Genomic DNA, 21184 nt, shown 5'->3' with positions numbered 1-21184 from the left:
CGCAAAACAAAAACCACCGAATTCGGTGGTTTTTTATATGTTTCGTTAATGTTTGTGACGTGCTTTTTCCAATAGAGCATCAAAGTAATGTCGTAGCGAGTACAACATAATCAAGCTTGGCACGACCATGACAGCGGTAAGCACGAAGAATGTGCTCCAATCATTAAGATAATCCACTAGCTCGCCACTGAAAGAAGCAAGAGTCGTCCGTCCGAAGTTTCCTAGAGAGGCAAGCAACGCATACTGAGTTGCCGAAAATGCTTGCCCGGTTAGAATCGTCAAAAATGAAACAAAAGCGACAGTTGAGAAAGCAGTCGTAAAGTTATCGACAATAATCGTGGCTAAGTACAAGTGCTCGTTTGGGCCTACCGAAGCAATCCAAGCAAACATCAAGTTACTGGCAGACATAGCAATACCGCCGATCATTAATCCACGTACAATACCAAACCTAACGTTGAACATGCTTCCGACAAAAGTAAAGAAGATGGTGGCTCCCCAACCGATTAGTTTGGAGTAATAGCCAATCTGTTCATTGCTAAAACCAATATCTTTATAGAACGCGATCGACATCCTGCCCAAAAACGCTTCGCCAATTTTAAATAGGAAAACGAACAGCAACAGAGTAATCGCGACACGGACGCCATTGCGATTAAAGAAATCAAGGAAAGGTTCTACAACAGTCACGGTAAACCAAGCTACGACTTTTGAACCAACCACTTCTTTGTGGCGTTGTTCAGCGGCAGACTGAAGTTGTTCGCGTTGAGTCTTCGGTTCTCCGACTAAAATCGTAAAGACCATTAGAATGCCGACTATCACCGCCATCCCGTAATACACGCCATTCCAACCGACGCTATCAGCATTAACAAACGCTAAATAACCCGGTAGTGAATAACCTGTCCACCAGCCAATGACCGCCATTGCAGAAGCTTGTGGCAGCTTAGATTCTTCTGATTTTGGGAAAGTATCAATACGAAAAGCATCAATTGCGATGTCTTGTGTCGCTGAAGCCGTTGCAATACACAAGGCGAGTAGTGACGCAAACACCAAGTTTTCCGCTGGATTTACGCCGGCAATAAATAGGGTAGCGACGAGTACGATACTTTGACAAAAGAAAATCCAGCTACGTCTTTGCCCCAGCAGTCTAAAGAGGACTGGCAGCTTCACGCGGTCAACCAGAGGTGCCCACAGAAAGTTGATCGCATAGACCGCAAAAACGCTACCAAAATAGCCAATTGCGGAGAGGGTCAAGCCGGCATCTTTTAGCCAACCTGACATGTTTGAGCCGATAAGAACCCACGGAAAGCCGCTAGAGCAGCCCAGCATGAAAACCCACATGAGTCGTTTATCGAGGTAACTTTTTACCGTTTCCAACCAAGTGATGGAAGGTAATGAAGACATAAATCAATCCAATAAAATGAAGCCGTTGAAAGAGAAAGCCCTTCGATTATTCAAAGGGCTTATCGTTTTGGCTATTTAAGTAGTGTAGCTTTGGTGATGACGATTTGCGTCTCTGGTACATCACGCATTCGGCCTACCGTCGTGGTCGGCTGCTGAGCCATTTTCTGGATAACGTCGAACCCCTCAGTAACCTCACCAAATACAGCATAACCTGGTGGTCGAGCGCCATAGTTGAGAAAGTCATTGTCGACTAAGTTGACGAAAAACTGACGAGTTGCAGAGTTTGGTGCATTGGTTCGTGCCATGGCGATGGTAGCACGGTTATTGTTTAGACCATTATTTCCTTCGTTTTTGATTGGCGCGTATGTTTTCACCATCTGCATATCTTGGTTAAAGCCGCCACCTTGTGTCATGAAGCCTGGGATAATACGATGAAAAATAGTACCCTCGTAGCTCCCATCTTCTACATATTTTAGAAAATTAGCGACAGTGATAGGTGCTTTCTCTTCGTTTAACTCAACCGTAAATGAACCAAGTGTCGTTTCAAACGCTACTTTTGGTCCAGCCCAAACGCTGCAGCTGAGTAGTGCTAAGGACAGAATCGCTTTGCGTAACATTAGAAACGCTCCTGCATGTATTGACGAAGCTCAGGGTCATTGGCAATCTCTTTAAGCGTCAATGTCACCACATCATTCAATGTCTCTTCAATATCGGCATCAGAAGCACTCAATGTGCCAGATCGCTTTGCTGTACCTGTATAAGTTTTGACTAGCTTGCCCTCAGGTGTCTCTGCTGTGATTTCCAGCACAACTTTAGCATCCATCTCATTTTCCATCACCGAATGCTTCACGTTGACCAACGCTTCTTGAACGCTCAATTCAATCGCGTTGTTGCTGTTTAGATCCGCATGGAAACCTTGAGATGAGAATTGCTTCTCTAATGCTTCTTCTAACGCAATACGTAAATTCTGTTTAGCATGAAGAGGAAGAATGTTCGAACGGCCGTTATCCACCAACGCCACGTACTGCGCTGCACGTACATCTTTGCTGGTCAAACTGTAAGTCTTGCCTTGAACAATTGGATTGGTGCTCAATGTGCTTTCTGGCATCAGGTTCAGCTGAGGTTGTTGAGGGGCTGAACACGCAGCAAGCAACGCAACCGAAGCCGCAAGTACCAATTTTCTCATTTTATTATTCCTTTTAACTATTTTGCTAAAGCTTATTTTGCGCTTAATTTAGCAGGATTTTTTGTAGCCTGTAAAATCACAAACTTATTGTTGGAAGCGATAAGTTTCACATTTTTATCGCCAAACAGACGTTTGAGTTTTGCGTCGTACCCGAGGTGACGATTTCCGATAACCAGTAAACGGCCATTTTCACTTAATACTTGTTTAGCATCGCAGAACATTTGCCAAGCAATATGATCGGTGATTGCCTGTTGTTGATGAAACGGTGGATTACACATAACCATAGAGCTGCTGCTGTGTTTAAAACCGTCCAAGCAATTGTTCGCTATGCACTGTATGTCTCTATTTTCACCAAGGTTGTCGCGTAGGTTCTGTTTTGCCGACTCAAGCGCCATAAAGCTTTCATCAACACATGTTAGCCGAGCATTTGGATTCAACTGACCAAATTTAACAGACAGAACACCATTGCCGCAGCCGAGGTCGATGACATTGTCTATTGAAGGGTCTTGAGGCAGGTGCTGCAGCATAAAGCGTGCACCTAAATCTAAACTTTCTCCTGAATAGACATTTGGCATGTTCTTGAGTTCGATATCTTCGCCATCAACGCGCCAAGTCGTGAAAGGCATTACTTCAATCGTAGGCTCAACTGTTGCTTGAGAAAACACCAATCTGTGCTTTTTCCAGGCCAAAGATGTTTTTGTTTCGCCTAAGTATTTTTCAAACAGTTTTAGCGTCGAAGTATGAATGTCTTTCGCTTTATTGACTGCAATGACGGGGCAGGAAGCCGGTAGCGCCTTTCTTAATTGGCTTAGTATCCACACTAGATGGCGGTTACTTTTGGGCAGTTGCAGCAAGACGAGATCAATATTGGCAGGAACGAGGTCCATCGTGGTGGCAAACGCTACTTTATTGCACTGGTTTTGCTCGAGATTTTGCTGTGCACCTTTATGTGAGATGAATGAATCACTCATTAGCGTTACATGGTGCTTTTCCGAAAACCAGCAGGAGAGGGCACCAAAGCTGTCATTAATCACGAGGATGTTTTGATTGTCTGGCAAAGCAAGCTCTTCAACATGATTAATAAGATACTCATCACCGGCATCCCACGCTTGTAGCGTTTCGTTACTACGTTTTGGGAAACGATGAAGTGTTAAGCTTCGCTCGTGAAGGTTCAGTTCGGTTTTCATAGCTAAATGTAAGTTGATTTAGAAATTAAGTGTTATTGTCGCAAATGATGACGTGTCGAGATACAAAAAGCTGTCAAATTTTACGAGTTCAGTGATGGCTGCTCTTTAGACATGTTCGTGGAGTCAAGCGCCTTGAGACAATATGTCTACAAAGTGCGTCAATAATGAGAGTGACGTTTGAGTGATGCATGTCTGCTTTACTTAGGTATATACTTATGGAATTCGCATCAATGAGGAACGAATATGATCCAAGAAATCATAGAGAAGAAACTACACAGTGAGCTGCAACCCAGCTATCTCAAAGTCATTAATGAGAGCTACATGCATAATGTGCCACCAGGCTCAGAGAGTCATTTCAAAGTGATTGTTGTGAGTGATTCGTTCGCGGGACAGCGTTTGATTGGGCGCCATCGTCAAGTTCATCAAATTTTGGCAGATGAACTGGACAACCACATTCATGCATTAGCTATTCATACATATACTGATGAAGAGTGGAAGCGTGAACAAGATGGCGCCCCTGATAGCCCGATGTGTATGGGTGGTGGTCACTAAAAACGCAAGATATAAAGGTGCAGAGAAAGGTGGCTTAAGGCCATCTTTTTTCGTTTTACATTCTTTAGGGACGTTAACGTGGCACAAATTCTGGTTAAAAAATGTGTTAACAGTGTTTCAACAAATGAATGGAAATTGCAGAATATTTCAGGCGATGAATATCACTTTTCCATAAGATATGTATGGAATATGGCATTTGTGCGATGGGTCAAAGTTATGACTATTCTTTGACCTTTTAGACCTGATTCTACCGAAATAACCCCTCTATTCTAATGATTGATCATGGCATCAAGTTCCTAAAAAATGCTAGACTACGGCACCTGATAAATCTCGCGTATTCCTTGTGACGAGATTTTTAATAGGATGTTGCGATTTTGATGTTTAAAACAACATCAAAACCGGACACTGATGTCGTGTCTAAAAGTTACGCAATCAAAAGAATCTTTTTCCCGATAAAAGTAGTGCAAGTGCGTATGATTACAATAAAGAAGGGCTTGGATCTTCCTATCGCAGGAACTCCATCCCAGGTGATTAATGATGGTAAGACCATCAAAAAAGTCGCCTTGCTTGGCGAAGAGTACGTTGGCATGCGACCTACCATGCATGTCCGCGTTGGTGATGAAGTGAAAAAAGCGCAAGTTCTTTTTGAAGATAAAAAGAACCCAGGCGTGAAATTTACTGCACCAGCAGCCGGTAAAGTGATCGAAGTTAACCGTGGCGCTAAACGTGTCCTTCAATCTGTAGTGATTGAAGTGGCAGGTGAAGAGCAGGTGACATTTGATAAGTTCGAAGCCGCTCAACTTTCAGGTCTAGATCGTGAAGTGATCAAGACTCAGTTGGTTGACTCTGGCTTATGGACCGCTTTACGTACTCGTCCGTTTAGCAAGGTTCCTGCAATCGAGTCTTCTACTAAGGCTATTTTCGTAACTGCAATGGATACTAATCCACTAGCAGCTAAGCCTGAGTTGATCATTAATGAGCAACAAGAAGCATTCATTGCTGGTCTAGACATTCTTTCAGCCCTGACAGAAGGCAAGGTTTACGTATGTAAATCTGGCACTAGCCTGCCACGCTCTTCACAGTCTAACGTAGAAGAACACGTCTTCGATGGCCCTCACCCAGCAGGTCTTGCTGGCACCCACATGCATTTCCTATACCCAGTAAATGCAGAGAATGTGGCATGGAGCATCAACTACCAAGACGTTATCGCGTTCGGTAAGCTGTTCCTAACTGGTGAGCTATGCACAGATCGTGTTGTGTCTCTAGCTGGCCCAGTTGTGAATAACCCTCGTCTAGTTCGTACCGTAATGGGTGCAAGCTTAGATGACCTAACAGATAACGAGCTGATGCCTGGCGAAGTTCGTGTGATCTCTGGTTCAGTACTAACAGGTACACATGCAACTGGTCCACACGCATACCTTGGCCGTTACCATCAACAGGTTTCTGTATTACGTGAAGGCCGTGAAAAAGAACTATTTGGCTGGGCAATGCCTGGTAAGAATAAGTTCTCGGTAACTCGCTCTTTCCTTGGTCACGTATTCAAAGGTCAGTTGTTCAATATGACAACGACGACCAATGGTAGTGATCGTTCAATGGTTCCAATTGGCAACTACGAACGCGTAATGCCTCTAGATATGGAGCCTACTTTGCTGCTTCGTGATCTATGTGCCGGCGACACAGACAGTGCTCAAGCACTGGGTGCGCTTGAACTGGATGAAGAAGATCTAGCATTGTGTACCTTTGTATGTCCAGGTAAGTACGAGTACGGTACGTTACTTCGTGAATGCCTAGATACTATCGAGAAGGAAGGGTAATTTTCATGGCTCTTAAAAAGTTTCTTGAAGACATCGAGCATCATTTTGAGCCTGGTGGCAAACACGAAAAATGGTTTGCCCTGTACGAAGCTGTAGCAACAGTTTTTTACACCCCAGGTATCGTAACAAATAAAAGCTCGCACGTTCGTGATAGCGTTGACCTAAAACGTATCATGATCATGGTTTGGTTTGCGGTATTCCCAGCAATGTTCTGGGGTATGTACAACGCAGGTGGCCAAGCTATTGCAGCACTTAACCACATGTACGCTGGTGACCAACTAGCGACAGTTATCGCAGGTAACTGGCACTACTGGCTAACAGAAATGCTTGGCGGCACTATCGGTGCGGAAGCGGGTGTTGGCAGTAAGATGCTACTAGGTGCGACTTACTTCCTGCCAATCTACGCAACAGTATTTATTGTTGGTGGCTTCTGGGAAGTGTTGTTCTGTATGGTGCGTAAACACGAAGTTAACGAAGGTTTCTTTGTAACTTCTATCTTATTCGCACTTATCGTTCCACCAACGCTACCTCTATGGCAAGCGGCACTAGGTATCACATTTGGTGTTGTTGTAGCAAAAGAGATCTTCGGTGGTACAGGTCGTAACTTCCTTAACCCTGCACTTGCAGGTCGTGCATTTCTATTCTTCGCTTACCCAGCACAAATTTCGGGTGACGTAGTATGGACTGCAGCTGACGGCTTCTCTGGTGCAACTGCTCTTAGCCAATGGGCTCAAGGTGGTAACGGTGCTCTAGTTAACACAGTAACTGGCGCTCCTATCACTTGGATGGACGCGTTCATCGGTAACATCCCTGGCTCTATTGGTGAAGTATCGACTCTAGCTCTAATGATCGGTGCAGCGATGATCGTTTACATGCGAATCGCTTCATGGCGCATCATTGCGGGTGTGATGATCGGTATGATCGCAGTATCGACTCTGTTTAACGTGATCGGTTCTGACACTAATCCAATGTTTAATATGCCATGGCACTGGCACCTAGTTCTAGGTGGTTTTGCATTCGGTATGTTCTTCATGGCAACGGACCCAGTATCAGCGTCATTTACTAGCAAAGGTAAATGGTGGTACGGCATCCTGATTGGTGCAATGTGTGTGATGATCCGTGTAGTTAACCCAGCGTACCCAGAAGGTATGATGCTGGCGATTCTATTCGCGAACCTATTCGCACCTCTGTTCGACCATGTAGTGATTGAGAAGAACATCAAGCGGAGACTAGCACGCTATGGCAAGTAATAACGACAGCATTAAAAAGACGCTGGGTGTTGTTATCGGGTTGAGCCTTGTTTGTTCAATCATCGTATCAACAGCAGCAGTAGGTCTGCGTGATAAGCAAAAAGCTAACGCTGTCCTAGATAAGCAATCAAAGATCGTTGAAGTTGCAGGCATTGACGCAAACGGTAAGAAAGTACCAGAGCTATTTGCTGAGTACATCGAACCTCGTCTAGTAGACCTTGAAACAGGTAACTTTACTGAGGGTAATGCATCTACGTACGATCAACGTGAAGCATCAAAAGATGCAGAACGTTCAATCGCATTGACACCAGAAGAAGATGTAGCTGATATCCGTCGTCGCGCGAATACAGCAGTGGTGTACCTTGTAAAAGATCAAGATGAAGTCCAAAAAGTTATCCTGCCTATGCACGGTAAAGGACTATGGTCGATGATGTATGCCTTTGTAGCCGTTGAAACTGATGGTAACACTGTGTCTGCTATTACTTACTACGAGCAAGGTGAAACTCCTGGACTTGGTGGTGAAGTAGAGAACCCTTCATGGCGCGATCAATTCATTGGCAAGAAATTGTACAATGAAGATCACCAGCCAGCGATTAAGGTCGTGAAAGGCGGCGCACCGCAAGGTTCTGAGCACGGTGTTGATGGCCTATCAGGAGCGACGCTCACTAGTAATGGTGTTCAACACACATTTGACTTCTGGTTAGGTGATATGGGCTTTGGTCCTTTCCTAGCAAAAGTTCGTGACGGAGAACTTAACTAATGTCTAGTGCACAAAACGTTAAAAAGAGCATCCTAGCGCCAGTGTTGGATAACAACCCAATCGCGCTACAAGTTCTTGGTGTATGTTCTGCTCTTGCAGTAACAACTAAACTAGAAACAGCTTTTGTAATGACACTAGCGGTAACATTTGTAACTGCGTTGTCTAACTTCTCTGTTTCATTGATCCGTAACCACATTCCTAACAGTGTGCGTATCATCGTTCAGATGGCAATCATCGCATCGTTAGTAATCGTGGTAGACCAAGTGCTAAAAGCTTACCTATACGATATCTCTAAACAGCTATCTGTATTCGTTGGTCTGATTATCACTAACTGTATCGTAATGGGTCGTGCTGAAGCATTCGCAATGAAGTCTGCGCCAGTACCATCTCTTATTGACGGTATTGGTAACGGTCTAGGTTACGGCTTCGTTCTTATCACTGTAGGTTTCTTCCGTGAGCTATTTGGCTCAGGCAAACTATTTGGTCTAGAAGTTCTACCTCTAGTGAGCAACGGTGGTTGGTACCAGCCTAACGGCCTAATGCTACTAGCACCATCAGCATTCTTCCTAATCGGCTTCCTTATCTGGGTAATCCGTATTCTGAAACCAGAACAAGTAGAAGCGAAGGAGTAAGGACGTCATGGAACATTACATTAGTCTGTTAGTTAAATCGATTTTCATCGAAAACATGGCTCTGTCTTTCTTCCTAGGTATGTGTACTTTCCTTGCCGTATCTAAGAAGGTTAAGACCTCTTTCGGCCTAGGTGTTGCAGTTGTGGTAGTTCTGACTATCGCTGTTCCTGTGAACAACCTGGTATACAACCTAGTTCTGAGAGAGAACGCGTTAGTTGAGGGCGTGGACCTTAGCTTCCTAAACTTCATCACCTTTATCGGTGTAATTGCAGCACTTGTACAGATTCTAGAGATGGTCCTAGACCGTTTCTTCCCACCTTTGTACAACGCGCTAGGCATCTTCCTACCGCTGATCACAGTAAACTGTGCAATCTTCGGTGGTGTATCTTTCATGGTACAACGTGACTACAACTTTGCTGAATCGATCGTTTACGGTTTCGGCTCTGGTGTGGGCTGGATGCTAGCAATCGTTGCTCTTGCAGGTATCCGTGAGAAGATGAAGTACTCTGACGTACCTCCAGGTCTACGTGGTCTTGGTATCACATTTATCACTGTAGGTCTTATGGCGTTAGGCTTTATGTCTTTCTCTGGTGTTCAACTGTAAGTCGGGTAAACCGCAACAATTAAGGAATAGTCAATGGACATTATTCTTGGTGTAGTGATGTTTACTCTGATCGTACTAGCACTAGTACTAGTGATTCTTTTCGCTAAGTCTAAGCTTGTACCAACAGGTGACATTACAATTTCTGTGAACGATGACCCTTCTCTGGCGATCGTTACACAACCAGGTGGTAAGCTACTGAGTGCTCTAGCAGGTGCTGGCGTATTCGTATCTTCTGCTTGTGGTGGCGGTGGCTCATGTGGTCAGTGTCGCGTAAAAGTTAAATCAGGTGGTGGCGACATCCTACCAACCGAGCTTGACCATATTACTAAAGGTGAAGCGCGTGAAGGTGAGCGTCTAGCGTGTCAGGTTGCAATGAAAACTGACATGGATATCGAGCTTCCTGAAGAAATCTTCGGCGTTAAGAAGTGGGAATGTACTGTTATCTCTAACGATAACAAAGCGACATTCATCAAAGAGCTTAAGCTACAAATTCCAGATGGCGAATCAGTACCTTTCCGTGCTGGTGGTTACATCCAGATTGAAGCTCCTGCTCACCACGTGAAATACGCAGACTACGATATTCCTGAGGAATACCGTGAAGACTGGGAGAAGTTCAACCTTTTCCGTTACGAGTCTAAAGTTAATGAAGAGACCATTCGTGCATACTCTATGGCTAACTACCCAGAAGAGCACGGTATCATCATGCTTAACGTTCGTATCGCAACTCCGCCGCCGAACAACCCAGACGTACCACCAGGCATCATGTCTTCGTACATCTGGTCTCTAAAAGAAGGCGACAAGTGTACTATTTCTGGTCCATTTGGTGAGTTCTTTGCGAAAGATACAGATGCAGAAATGGTATTCGTTGGTGGTGGTGCTGGTATGGCTCCAATGCGCTCACACATCTTCGACCAACTTAAGCGTCTGCACTCTAAGCGTAAGATGTCTTTCTGGTATGGCGCACGTTCTAAGCGTGAAATGTTCTACGTAGAAGATTTCGATATGCTACAAGCTGAGAATGACAACTTCGTATGGCACTGTGCACTGTCTGATCCACTTCCAGAAGATAACTGGGATGGTTACACTGGCTTTATTCACAACGTTCTTTACGAGAACTACCTACGTGATCACGAAGCGCCAGAAGACTGTGAATACTACATGTGTGGTCCACCTATGATGAACGCTGCTGTAATCGGCATGCTAAAAGATCTAGGTGTAGAGGATGAAAACATCCTACTAGATGACTTCGGTGGTTAATTCCTCCAAGTGATTGAATCTATGGCTAGCTCTCCAAGAGAGCTAGCCATTATTTTTTATAGACATAAAACTGATACTCAACAGTTGATATAGGTAATCGGATTGAAAGGATTGATCCTATTTCCCATATCAATTCAACAACATTGGGAGTTAACAAGTGAAAAAGTGGCTTGTTGCATTTGCTTCTCTATTGATTTTGGCTGGCTGTGAGCAGCCTGCAGATCAAATTCATTTAAGTGGCCCTACCATGGGGACTTCTTACAACATCAAGTATATCGAGCAAGATGGTATTCCAACGCCAAAAGCGATGCAGACAGAAATTGATCGCTTATTGGAAGAGGTTAATGACCAAATGTCGACCTATCGTGACGACTCAGAGTTAAGTCGTTTTAACCAGCATCAAACGAGCGAGCCATTTATAGTTTCGACACAAACAGCAACGGTAGTGAAAGAAGCAATTCGTCTTAACGGTCTTACTTTAGGTGCGTTGGATGTGACTGTCGGCCCTCTAGTTAACCTGTGGGGGTTTGGTCCAGAAGCTCGTCCAGATGTAGTTCCAACCGACGAAGAACTCGCTGCTCGTAAAGCAAATACCGGTATTCATCACCTATCTGTTGATGGTAATAAGCTGTCCAAAGATCTTCCTAACTTGTACGTCGACCTATCGACAATTGCGAAAGGTTGGGGGGTTGACGTGGTTGCTGACTACCTTCAATCTGAAGGGGTACAGAACTTTATGGTTGAAGTTGGCGGTGAAATGCGTCTCAAAGGTGTCAATCGTGAAGGTGTGCCTTGGCGTATCGCAATTGAAAAACCGACCGTTGATGAACGTTCAATTCAAGAAATTATTGAACCAGGCGACATGGCAATTGCAACAAGTGGTGACTATCGTAATTACTTTGAGAGTAATGGTGTGAGATACTCTCATATTATTAATCCACGAACAGGCAAACCAATTCATCATAAAGTGGTGTCTGTAACGGTATTAGATAAATCGTCGATGACTGCTGATGGTCTTGCAACTGGTCTTATGGTGCTAGGTGAAGACAAAGGCATGGCAATTGCGAACGAAAATAATATTCCTGTTTTCATGATTGTGAAAACGGAAGATGGTTTTAAAGAGTTGGCTTCGGAAGCATACAAGCCATTCATGAAGAAATAACAACAGAAGTGAGCATGTTTTTATGAATACATTTCTAATTACCTTTGCTGTGTTTGTCGCGGTAATCACTGCAATGGCTGTCGGATACATTTTCCAAAAGAAAGTCGTGAAAGGTAGCTGCGGTGGCTTAGGGGCAGTTGGTATCGAAAAAGTGTGTAATTGTCCAGAACCCTGCGATGCGCGTAAAAAACGTGAAGCGCGCGAGGCTGCGCGTGCTGAGAAATTGGCGGCGTGGGAAAAAGATAGAATTGCTTAGTATTGGTTAATCGTACTAAGAAAGTGATAAAGCTCAGCGTTCTGCTGAGCTTTATTTTTAGGCAGCTAACCAAAGCTCAGATGTCCGAGAAAGAGCCCAATACCGTGTTTTGTTGTTTCTTTCTCTCATGTTACAGAGCAAGACCACACTGATAGTCATTAGGACGAAGAAATGATTTGGTTACGTCCGTTCTCTTTGGCCATGTAAAGTCGCTCATCCGCCACTTTTATTTGTTGTTCCAGCTCCCCCTCGATGTTGCTTACACCAATACTCGCGGTCACAAGAATGTTTTTGTCCAAATAAGTTATTGGCGTTTTTTCTATGCGCTGTCTCATTTGTTCTAAGCGTGTTAGAAAGCCGTCATAGTCGCCACTGGCTTGAATACAAAACTCCTCGCCACCAAGCCTAGCGACAATATCATTTGGAAAATAGATTTTTAGAATATTCGCTATCATGACTAACACTGCATCGCCGCCCTCATGTCCGTGTGTATCATTTACTTGCTTAAAGAAATCGATATCAAGCATCGCGATGTTTCTTTGAGCGTTTTCTACATGGGGTTGCTCAAACAGAAAGCGGCGGTTCCATAAGCCCGTTAGCGCATCTTGATTTGCCATTTTAAACAGTTCAGATGTTGCGTCTTTGATATCTAACAGTTGGTGAATACGGCAAAAAAATTCTTCTTGATTAAATGGCTTGTATAAAAAGTCATTGGCCCCTGCTTTTAGAAACCTAGCCGTCATTGTCTTAGAGTTACTACCCGACAAGCCGAGAATGGCTAATTGATTTTTATCCCACTTCCGACGTAATTCACGCACCATAGTAATGCCATCTTTAACGGGCATGTCATGGTCGGTTAAAATGAGAGTGATATCTGGATTTTGCTCGACAAGCTCTAGGGCTTTTTGCCCATTGTCAGCTTCCAACGTTTGAATGTATTGATGCTCCAAAAGTTGGGCAATGTGTCTTCTTACGGTGTGTGAATCATCAACGACTAAACATTTGTGTTGTTGATTGTTGGTTAGTCGCTTGAGGAGTGGTAATAGATAGGAAACGGACGCCATGCTGTCTTTCAAAATATAGTCGAGGACACCTTTTGCGAGCATCTTTTCGCGAGTGTCTTCTTGAAATCGAGCCGTTAAAACAATGACACGATGACCATGTTCCAAAACGAGGTCAATAATCTCGCCATCTTGAGCATCCGGTAAACAATAGTCTAAAACCGCACAGAAGAGGTCCTGTGCTGAAGATAACAAGTTCTTTGCCTCCGCGTAGCTTTCTGCTGCGATGACCTCATAACCAGCTTGGCTTATTGTTTGGCAAAGAAAGTTTTTAAACGCACGACTATCTTCAACAACCAGAATCTTATTACTCAAGCGCAGTCCCCAAAATTAATTGTTTAAAATCAATGATAACTAAAATTAAACTTATCGCCATCAAAAAACACATGTCAACCAAAAGTAGAACAACTACCCAAATGTTTGACACGCATCCGTTAACATCACATCATTATTCCTGTCTTGGTTATATAATTATGTTTAGCTAACGTAGGGAGAAAGTAGTATGGAAATGCATCAACATGGTATGGCTGAGCTATTTCAACAACTGGGCCTCGGTAGCTCTCCTCAAGAAATGAAAGATTTTATTAATCAACATCGACACAAAAGAGATTCTGCGCCTTTACATGAAGCTAGCTTTTGGACGATGTCACAGGCGAACTTTCTAAAACAAGCCATCGAAGAAGATGCAGATTGGGCCGAATTGGTCGATCAACTGGACGTAATGCTTCGAGATTGACGTTCGCTTAAACACGCCCATTTCTCTTCAGGTAGATTTGATTTATACTGTTTTTTTGAACAGTGCTTTGATGGCTATGTCAGATCGAATTAGAAAAATTATTCATGTCGATATGGATTGTTTTTATGCTGCCGTAGAGATGAGAGATAACCCCAGTTACCGTGGCATTGCACTCGCTGTTGGCGGACATGAAAAGCAGCGTGGAGTGATTAGCACCTGTAATTATGATGCGCGTAAATATGGTGTTCGCAGTGCAATGTCAACGGCGCGCGCGCTGCAACTCTGTCCTCATTTGTTGGTTGTGCCCGGTAGAATGCATGTATACAAGCAAGTCTCTCAGCAGATTCGTGCTATTTTTGAGCGTTATACGCCTATCATTGAACCTCTCTCATTGGATGAAGCATACCTCGATGTCACGGACTCGACAGCTTGCCGTGGCTCCGCAACGTTGATCGCAGAGTCAATTCGCCGTGATATCTGGAGTGAACTTGGGTTGACGGCATCGGCGGGCATTGCTCCGATTAAGTTTCTTGCCAAGGTCGCGTCAGACATGAACAAGCCCAACGGTCAGTTTGTGATTCCGCCAGAGAAAGTCCAAGAGGTTATCGATAGTCTTCCGTTAGAGAATATTCCTGGCGTGGGGAAGGTGAGTCTTGAGAAGCTCCACCAAGCCGGTTTTTATCGATGTGAGGACATTAAAAACAGTGACTATCGAGAGTTGTTGAGGCAGTTTGGTCGTCAGGGTGCCTCCTTATGGCAGCGAAGCCATGGAATTGATAATCGAGAAGTCGTTGTTGAGCGCGAGAGAAAGTCCGTCGGTGTGGAAAGGACATTCAGCCAGAACATCGCAACCTATGGTGAATGTTGGCAAGTGATTGAGGAGAAACTTTATCCTGAACTCGAGAAACGTTTAGAGCGTGCAAGCCCAGATAAGTCGATTATTAAACAAGGTATTAAAGTCAAATTTGCCGATTTTCAACTGACAACAATTGAGCACATCCATCCGCAATTAGAGCTTGAGGACTTCAAGATCTTGCTAAGAGATATTCTTAAACGCCAAAATGGACGGGAAATTCGCCTTTTAGGCTTAAACGTGATGCTCAAGCCCGAAGACCAAGCGCGTCAATTGAGCTTTTTTTAGGCCCTTACCGTTTCTACCTGCGTTAATACCTGCTCAAAACTTACGTTTGCCATTGCACCATAACCTGCTAGCTTTGAGGCTTTTAGCTGGCTAATCAAAGGAGTGCTGATTCCGCACAAGAAGCGAGCAACGGCATCATTACTGATGGCCGATGGGGAAAGCTGAATAAACTCCTGCGCCCATATCGATACTTGAGATTGTTCAATATCTTCAGGTTCTGGTGCTGTGAATGTGGCGACGTGACCACGACACACGGAGCAGTGACCACATTGCTTTGGTGCATCGTGATCCGCAAAGTAGTTCGCCAATTGTGAGCTCAAACAGTGCTCGGACTGGAACAAGTGCAGCATGGTGTGGATTCTTTCGATATCTTTGCTTTCTTTGGATTGGAATAGTTCATACAGTTGTTGGATTAAAACATCCGAGCTCTGTTTGGTTGGCATAACTGAGTACACGTCCGTCAGTTGTTTGCTCTCTAGTTCTATCCAGCCGTTCTGGTGAAAATAGTCGAGCGCTGCGACAACTCGGCTGCGTTCCGATTGATAGTTCAGCCATAGCGCTTCTAGATCAACTTGGCACCACACTTTGGCTTTTTGTGAGCAGGAAAAAATGGCCTCCACAAATTGACGTCGCTCGCCTTGAAATTGATTCACAATAAATTGCTGATCGTGCAAAAACTTAAACCGATATTCCGCAAAGTAACTGTACTTTGCTTCAATGACGTTATGTAGCTCCAAATAAACCAACAAGGTTTTGAGTGGCAATTGGCGGATATTACTTTCACGCGACAAACGCAGTGGCACTACCTCCCATTGTGGAGCATGTTCTTTCGCTTGCTCGACTACATAGTTAATTGACGTAAATTCTGGTGTGTCACCATAGACAAAATTCTCCAACACCGTTAAGCCGGACGTATTGCCTAGCAGAATGCACTCAGAGCGTTGCCCGTCCCTGCCTGCACGTCCAATCTCTTGTGCGTAGTTCTCGATTGATTTGGGTAAGTCGAAGTGAATGACGCGGCGAATATCAGATTTATCGACTCCCATACCAAATGCAATCGTTGCAACAATACTGTCAATTTGGCCATCCATGAACTGCTGTTGGATTTGTTCACGAACGTCGCTTTTCATGCCAGCGTGGTATGCGTGAGCGTTAATGCCAATATGGATTAATGACTTTGCTACTCGTTCTGCTGTTTGCTGCTGCGTCACGTATACGATGGTCGGAAGCTTAGGTGAAGAGGCGATGATCTCACTGAGCTGTTCTTGTTTCTTTGTTTCCTCACACGGGATCACCGAGATATCCAGATTAGAGCGGTAGAAGCCTGTAACGGTAATATGTTCACTGGCAATATCGAACTTTTTTTGCATGTCTTCAATAACTGCAGGCGTTGCCGTTGCGGTGAGAAGTAAAGACTGTGGGATGTTCAGTTCACGTTGATATTGCGGTAGTTTGAGATAATCTGGACGAAAGTTATGCCCCCATTCGGAAATACAGTGCGCTTCATCAATGACCATCAAAGAAATCGGTACTTGGCGAATGAATTCACGAAAACGCTCATTTTTTAGTCGCTCAACAGAAATCATCAAGATTTTGATTTGTCCATTCTTCACGCCAGCCATGACCTTTTGTGCTTCTTCTCTACTTTGATTGCTATCGATAGAAGCGGCAGCGATTCCTTTACTTTGTAAAAAGCTCAGTTGATCCTTCATTAACGCCAACAACGGAGAGATCACCAACGTAAGGTTGGGTAATATGGTTGCAGGTAGTTGATAACAGAGTGACTTCCCCGAGCCTGTAGGAAAGATTGCCGCAGCAGAGTAACCATTCATAACGGCTTCAATAACAGGTTGTTGACCTTGGCGTAATGAGCCAAAACCAAATACAGATTGAAGTGTTTGATGCAGCGAGTCACTTTGCATAATAGGGAAACCTTTCTTTGATGGTAAACTTAGGTACATTAACACACCCTGAGTGCCAAACGCGCGTCCTAAAAGTATGAACAAAGCTGACTTAGTCCAAATTATCATCCAACATCTGGAAGAAAAACTTCAAGTTGCCCATGCATCGGCTCAGCGAGCTATCGATGCCGCGACAGATGAAGAAACTGTTCCCGAGCACAAGTACGATACATTGGCACTTGAAGCCGCGTATCTTGCTCATGGACAAGCCATGCGAATCCAAGATAGTGAAGAGGAATTGCGTCAATATCGTTCTTTAGTGACTCGCGACTTTAAGAATGCGCCTGTTGGTGTTGGTGCTTACGTTGTTCTCGCAGATGAGAATTTGATCGAAAAGCACTTCTTTGTAGGCCCTTGCTCTGGTGGTTTGACTGTTCAATATCAGGCTCAGGAAGTCTTTGTCTTAACAGCTAAATCTCCTCTGGGTCGAGCGTTGTTCGGAAAAGAAGAAGGTGATGAGGTTGACGTAAAAATAGGAGATAAAACAACTTGTTACGAAGTTGTGACGATTTGCTGACATCTCATGTATCACTCAGTGTTATGTTTAACACGAGTAATGTTAAATAAAAGAGAATGACATGAAAAAGCTTTTTACACTCTCATTGCTGATGGTCAGTGCTACTGGTTATGCAGCGCAGTGTCGTGTGGACATCAATAATGAAGTCCGTATGGATGGGCAAAGCTTGGAAATTCGCCAAACGACAGGTGATAAAGCTGTCGTGGATGAAGATAACAATCTATTCATCAAAGGTGAGCTGATTGAACTCAATGCCGACCAAAAAGCGGCAATTGAAGACTATCGCGAAAAAATGAACGCGTATATTCCACAAGCAAAGCAGTTGGCGAGTGATGGTTTAGCGCTTGCAAATGACATCATCGATGATGTCGCGGAAAGCCTAGACGCACCTGGCGCGTTTGATAACGTCAAAGTCGCAGTACAGGACTTTTTCGCTGATGTTGAATCACGTTACTACAAAGATGGCGATTTCATTCTACCAGCGGAAAGTTTTGAGTCCATGACACAAGGGTGGACTGAAGACTTTGCAAAAGCACAAGAGATCTTCAATAAAGAGTTTTTAGCGAGTTCGTTGGATGCTTTATCGAAAAAAATGAAGGAAGAGGGGGGAATAAACCTCACTGCATTATCGGAGAGTATGGCTGAACTCAGCGCGAAAGTAGAAGAGCGTTTAGCTGAGCATTCGAAAGAGGTAGAGCAACAAGCTGAAGACTTGTGTGACTCGTTGGATGACATGGCAGGGCAAGAAGACGATCTGTTGAAGAAAATCCCTGAACTAAAAGATTACCGAGTATTTACGATTTAATTACTCATTAAAAAGTAAAAACTCGATGAGATAAAGAAAGAGAGCACTATTGTGCTCTCTTTGCGTTTTACTCGCTTATTCTTTGATAGCTTATTGCGCATTCATCTCGGTGAGTTTATCGCCGACAGGTTTTGAGAAGTTAAAGCCATCATGCTGATCCCAGTTGATAGACCATGTCATTACTCCTGCATAATTCGGGTAATGGTACGCTGGTTTAACGGTGCCACATGAAGTGCCTTTGGTTAAACAATCTAGTGCGTTGATAATATTCTGTGTTGGAGCCTGCCCTGAATTTGCCGAGCTAGGACCTGAAGGTAAGCCGATTGCGACTTGATCATCGCGCAATGGTGCAAATTGAGTGCCGTCGGCCAATTCAAAGCCTTCGATAAGCATTTTAGATTGCGCTACCATCATATCCACAGAGCCTTCTGGTGCACTGCTTGGCAAGTATGGGTTTGGCAAACCACCGTTGTTATATAACTGGACGTGAAGCAAGTCGAGCGTGCTGCGTGTCTCGTTAATCACAGGGATGTACGCCCCCCAAATACCGCTGTAAGCCACATAACCACCTTGAACATAAGGGTGCTCAGGCGCCATGGTTAGGTACATATCGCCACCCATGTTTTGCTCTATTTGAAGCAAAGCACGACCAAGGCGAGCTTGAATTTGCGAGCCATGAACTAAGTTAGAACCACTCTCTAAATCCACATCTAGACCATCAAAGCCCCACTCAGCGATAAGACCTGTTAGGCTAGAGACAAAGTTGGCTTCATCTTGGTCGGTATTCAGCGTAATCGTGCCTTCTGCGCCGCCAAGAGAGAGAACAAACTTCTTACCTTTAGCTTGAAGCGCTGCCATGTCCTGCTTGAATTGTGTTGGATCGAGTGCTGGACAATCGCTGTAAATATCGCCTGAATATAGATTAAAGTGCACAGTGCCATCACTGTTGCGATCATTTTCAGCAAAGGCAATATCAATCACATCCCAAGCATCTGCCATATCTGCTAGACGAATTGGACAGCCCGCACCATTTACAAAATTGTGCCAGTAACCGATGAGTTTATGGCGTTTCTCTACTTGCTCAACCACCGTTATTGCTGCGGCGTCAGACAGTGCATTGCTTCCTGACAAATCCACAGCTTGGGCGCTAACTGTAAAGTTACCAAGTGCAGTTGGTGTCCAGTTGGCTGTGTAAGGTGCTGTGGTATCGGTTGCAACAATAGAGCCGTTGATCATGAAATCAACGTGTTTAATGCCTGAAGTTAAAGACGTTGCATCGGCGCTTAATGCGAGACTTTTGCCTAATCCGACGGTTTGACCGCTGCTTGGTGAAGTCAGAGAGACGACCAAATCTTTATCGCTGACTTCCACACCAACCAGGGACTCTGACGTGTTGTTATCATTATCGGTTGCGACGGCTTTAAGCTGGTTAGCGCCAATAAGTGTGGCGTTCCAAGTAACGGAATATGGCGCTTGAGTGGTGACCCCTAAGCTGGTGTTGTTCGCAAAAAACTCAACTTGCGTGACTGTGCCATCAGCATCGCTTGCGTTTGCCGTGATTTCGTTATTGCTGCCAGCGAGCACGACTTGTCCATCCGTTGGTGCCGTAATGGTAACTTGCGGTGGTGTCGAACAAGCACCTAGGCCACTCCAAGCATCTTGCCAGTATAGCCCTTCACCAGGCTCGTAAGCCCATGTCGCATCCGAGGAGCACCAACCAGCAACATCACAACGATATTTTTGGTTGAAGTGAGAAATCAGGTCGCCAGCTTGATAACTTGTGCCTGCCACATAAGGTACTGCATCTGCACATCCGCCCGTTCCGGTTTCTGAATTACTAATAACCAGCGCTACTTCTTGGCTCATCGTTGCGAGGTTTGTATCATCAGTCGCTTGTGCTTTGAACGAGTATGTACCTGGACTAGCGGTCCATTGATATTCGTAAGGTGCGCTAGTATCAATGGCGACAGATTGATTGTTTACGAAGAACTCAACTTGTGTGACCACACCATCAATATCGTCAGCTTGAGCGGCTACGGTTAGGTTATCGCCTACATTAAGCACTTCTGTGCCTACTGGGCTTGTCAATGAAATGCTTGGTGGCGGTAATTCGACTTGTGGTTGAACTTGGATAGAAATCGTCGTGGTGCTAACAGCTCCCTCATTATCTGTCGCAATTGCGGTCAATTGCGAGATCCCTTCAATAGCTGTCCAAGAAGCTTCGAATGGTGCTTGAGTTACCACAGCAACGGTTTGGTTGCCTGCAACAAACTCAATTTGTGTGATTTGGCCATCTTCGTCAGTTGCGTTGGCTAACAAAGTGATCGCACTGCCTTCGGGAATTTGTGCGTTGTTTATTGGAGAGGAGAACGACACCGTTGGTGATAAATTGTTGCTTCCACCATCACATTGCCCTAACGCTTTCCATGCTTCCCAAGATCCTGAGTTGGTCACGGGATCATTGCCTTGCGTCCAATATGCAGCCTCATAAGCGGCTCCTTGCGTTTTTACTAAAGCGCCCGATGTATAAGTCGCAGTGCTGTCCCAGTCGGGTAAACTTTGACAGTTATAGGCTTGAGCTTGGTAGCTGGCGCTGAGTGCTACAACCATTGCTCCGTGAAGTAGGGTGACCTTCATTTTCCTCTCCTTGAATCATGGGTATAAATGAGAACAGAGTAATAACTAGCTGATAAATAGACATTAGGGGGAAAAAGCGAAGCACAATATTCTGCTTTTCGACACAGTATCACGAGGAACAGTTCGTCCCTTACACCAGAGCTCATTATTTTTCGGCTCACTTCACGGCAGAAGGATTGGTAAAATTCAGCCACGTAAAACGAACAACAGTCGCGAGGCTTTTGAGCGATGAATATGAGATGTACGTTAAAATTTACAAGCTGAATGA

Annotated in this window: 20 protein-coding genes; 13 read left to right on the top strand and 7 right to left on the bottom strand. The window is 44.5% G+C overall.

Features of this window, described 5'->3' with window-relative positions; genetic code table 11:
* Positions 1–45: 45 nt before the first annotated feature.
* The 4 genes from R7040_RS17130 to R7040_RS17115 form a co-directional block, all read right to left on the bottom strand.
* Entirely contained in the window at positions 46–1398 is a 1353-nt protein-coding gene (locus R7040_RS17130; RefSeq protein WP_005380257.1) for an AmpG family muropeptide MFS transporter, read from the bottom strand.
* A gap of 71 nt (positions 1399–1469) precedes the next feature.
* Complete coding sequence (locus R7040_RS17125) at positions 1470–2015, bottom strand: peptidylprolyl isomerase (protein ID WP_053306731.1); 546 nt, start codon at positions 2013–2015, stop codon at positions 1470–1472.
* Positions 2015–2584, bottom strand: a complete 570-nt coding sequence (locus R7040_RS17120) for a YajG family lipoprotein (RefSeq protein WP_005380259.1) — start codon at positions 2582–2584, stop codon at positions 2015–2017. Before R7040_RS17120 ends, R7040_RS17125 begins: the two co-directional genes overlap by 1 nt.
* Positions 2585–2616: 32 nt before the next feature.
* Positions 2617–3771 (bottom strand): methyltransferase, encoded by a 1155-nt coding sequence (locus R7040_RS17115; RefSeq protein ID WP_005380260.1) that lies wholly within the window; start codon positions 3769–3771, stop codon positions 2617–2619.
* A gap of 243 nt (positions 3772–4014) precedes the next feature.
* Here R7040_RS17115 and bolA point away from each other — a divergent pair, with 243 nt between their 5' ends.
* The 9 genes from bolA (at position 4015) to nqrM (ending at position 12058) form a co-directional block, all read left to right on the top strand.
* Entirely contained in the window at positions 4015–4323 is a 309-nt protein-coding gene (gene bolA / locus R7040_RS17110; RefSeq protein ID WP_005380262.1) for a transcriptional regulator BolA, read from the top strand.
* A gap of 473 nt (positions 4324–4796) precedes the next feature.
* A complete protein-coding gene (locus R7040_RS17105) occupies positions 4797–6137 on the top strand; it encodes a Na(+)-translocating NADH-quinone reductase subunit A (RefSeq protein ID WP_005380264.1) in 1341 nt (446 codons plus the stop codon).
* A 5-nt stretch (positions 6138–6142) separates the two neighbouring features.
* A complete protein-coding gene (locus R7040_RS17100) occupies positions 6143–7387 on the top strand; it encodes an NADH:ubiquinone reductase (Na(+)-transporting) subunit B (protein ID WP_005380265.1) in 1245 nt (414 codons plus the stop codon).
* Positions 7377–8147 (top strand): Na(+)-translocating NADH-quinone reductase subunit C, encoded by a 771-nt coding sequence (locus R7040_RS17095; protein ID WP_005380267.1) that lies wholly within the window; start codon positions 7377–7379, stop codon positions 8145–8147. The genes R7040_RS17100 and R7040_RS17095 overlap by 11 nt, the downstream gene beginning before the upstream one ends.
* The gene (locus tag R7040_RS17090) at positions 8147–8779 is read left to right on the top strand and encodes an NADH:ubiquinone reductase (Na(+)-transporting) subunit D (protein ID WP_005380269.1); all 633 of its coding nucleotides are present in this window, start codon (positions 8147–8149) and stop codon (positions 8777–8779) included. Before R7040_RS17095 ends, R7040_RS17090 begins: the two co-directional genes overlap by 1 nt.
* Before the next feature lie 7 nt (positions 8780–8786).
* Positions 8787–9383 (top strand): NADH:ubiquinone reductase (Na(+)-transporting) subunit E, encoded by a 597-nt coding sequence (gene nqrE / locus R7040_RS17085; RefSeq protein ID WP_005380270.1) that lies wholly within the window; start codon positions 8787–8789, stop codon positions 9381–9383.
* A 33-nt stretch (positions 9384–9416) separates the two neighbouring features.
* Entirely contained in the window at positions 9417–10640 is a 1224-nt protein-coding gene (gene nqrF / locus R7040_RS17080) for an NADH:ubiquinone reductase (Na(+)-transporting) subunit F (RefSeq protein WP_005380271.1), read from the top strand.
* 157 nt (positions 10641–10797) lie between these two features.
* Complete coding sequence (locus tag R7040_RS17075; RefSeq protein WP_005391755.1) at positions 10798–11802, top strand: FAD:protein FMN transferase; 1005 nt, start codon at positions 10798–10800, stop codon at positions 11800–11802.
* A 22-nt stretch (positions 11803–11824) separates the two neighbouring features.
* Positions 11825–12058 (top strand): (Na+)-NQR maturation NqrM, encoded by a 234-nt coding sequence (gene nqrM / locus R7040_RS17070; RefSeq protein ID WP_005380273.1) that lies wholly within the window; start codon positions 11825–11827, stop codon positions 12056–12058.
* Between the two features lie 158 nt (positions 12059–12216).
* Here nqrM and R7040_RS17065 read toward each other — a convergent pair whose 3' ends face one another.
* Complete coding sequence (locus tag R7040_RS17065; protein WP_005391758.1) at positions 12217–13434, bottom strand: response regulator; 1218 nt, start codon at positions 13432–13434, stop codon at positions 12217–12219.
* Between the two features lie 187 nt (positions 13435–13621).
* Here R7040_RS17065 and R7040_RS17060 point away from each other — a divergent pair, with 187 nt between their 5' ends.
* Positions 13622–13855: a DUF2789 domain-containing protein gene (locus tag R7040_RS17060; RefSeq protein WP_005380277.1), complete on the top strand. Its 234-nt coding sequence runs from the start codon at positions 13622–13624 to the stop codon at positions 13853–13855.
* A gap of 76 nt (positions 13856–13931) precedes the next feature.
* Positions 13932–14996 carry a DNA polymerase IV gene (gene dinB, locus R7040_RS17055; RefSeq protein ID WP_025998728.1) on the top strand — a complete coding sequence of 355 codons (1065 nt, stop codon included), beginning with the start codon at positions 13932–13934 and terminating at the stop codon, positions 14994–14996.
* Here the strand turns inward: dinB and R7040_RS17050 are convergent.
* Positions 14993–16918, bottom strand: a complete 1926-nt coding sequence (locus tag R7040_RS17050) for a RecQ family ATP-dependent DNA helicase (RefSeq protein ID WP_318081460.1) — start codon at positions 16916–16918, stop codon at positions 14993–14995. The genes dinB and R7040_RS17050 overlap by 4 nt on opposite strands.
* A gap of 76 nt (positions 16919–16994) precedes the next feature.
* On the opposite strand from R7040_RS17050, the gene R7040_RS17045 reads away from it, so the two are divergent.
* Complete coding sequence (locus tag R7040_RS17045) at positions 16995–17474, top strand: GreA/GreB family elongation factor (protein ID WP_053306727.1); 480 nt, start codon at positions 16995–16997, stop codon at positions 17472–17474.
* A gap of 61 nt (positions 17475–17535) precedes the next feature.
* Positions 17536–18279 (top strand): YggN family protein, encoded by a 744-nt coding sequence (locus R7040_RS17040; protein ID WP_005385316.1) that lies wholly within the window; start codon positions 17536–17538, stop codon positions 18277–18279.
* Positions 18280–18369: 90 nt separating this feature from the next.
* Here the strand turns inward: R7040_RS17040 and R7040_RS17035 are convergent, their stop codons facing one another.
* Entirely contained in the window at positions 18370–20916 is a 2547-nt protein-coding gene (locus tag R7040_RS17035; protein ID WP_064354245.1) for an Ig-like domain-containing protein, read from the bottom strand.
* Between the last annotated feature and the right edge of the window lie 268 nt (positions 20917–21184).

The organism is Vibrio sp. 1069, assembly GCF_033340555.1.
Note: the sequence above shows the minus strand (reverse complement) of the source record. Positions and strands in the feature narration are given on the sequence as shown.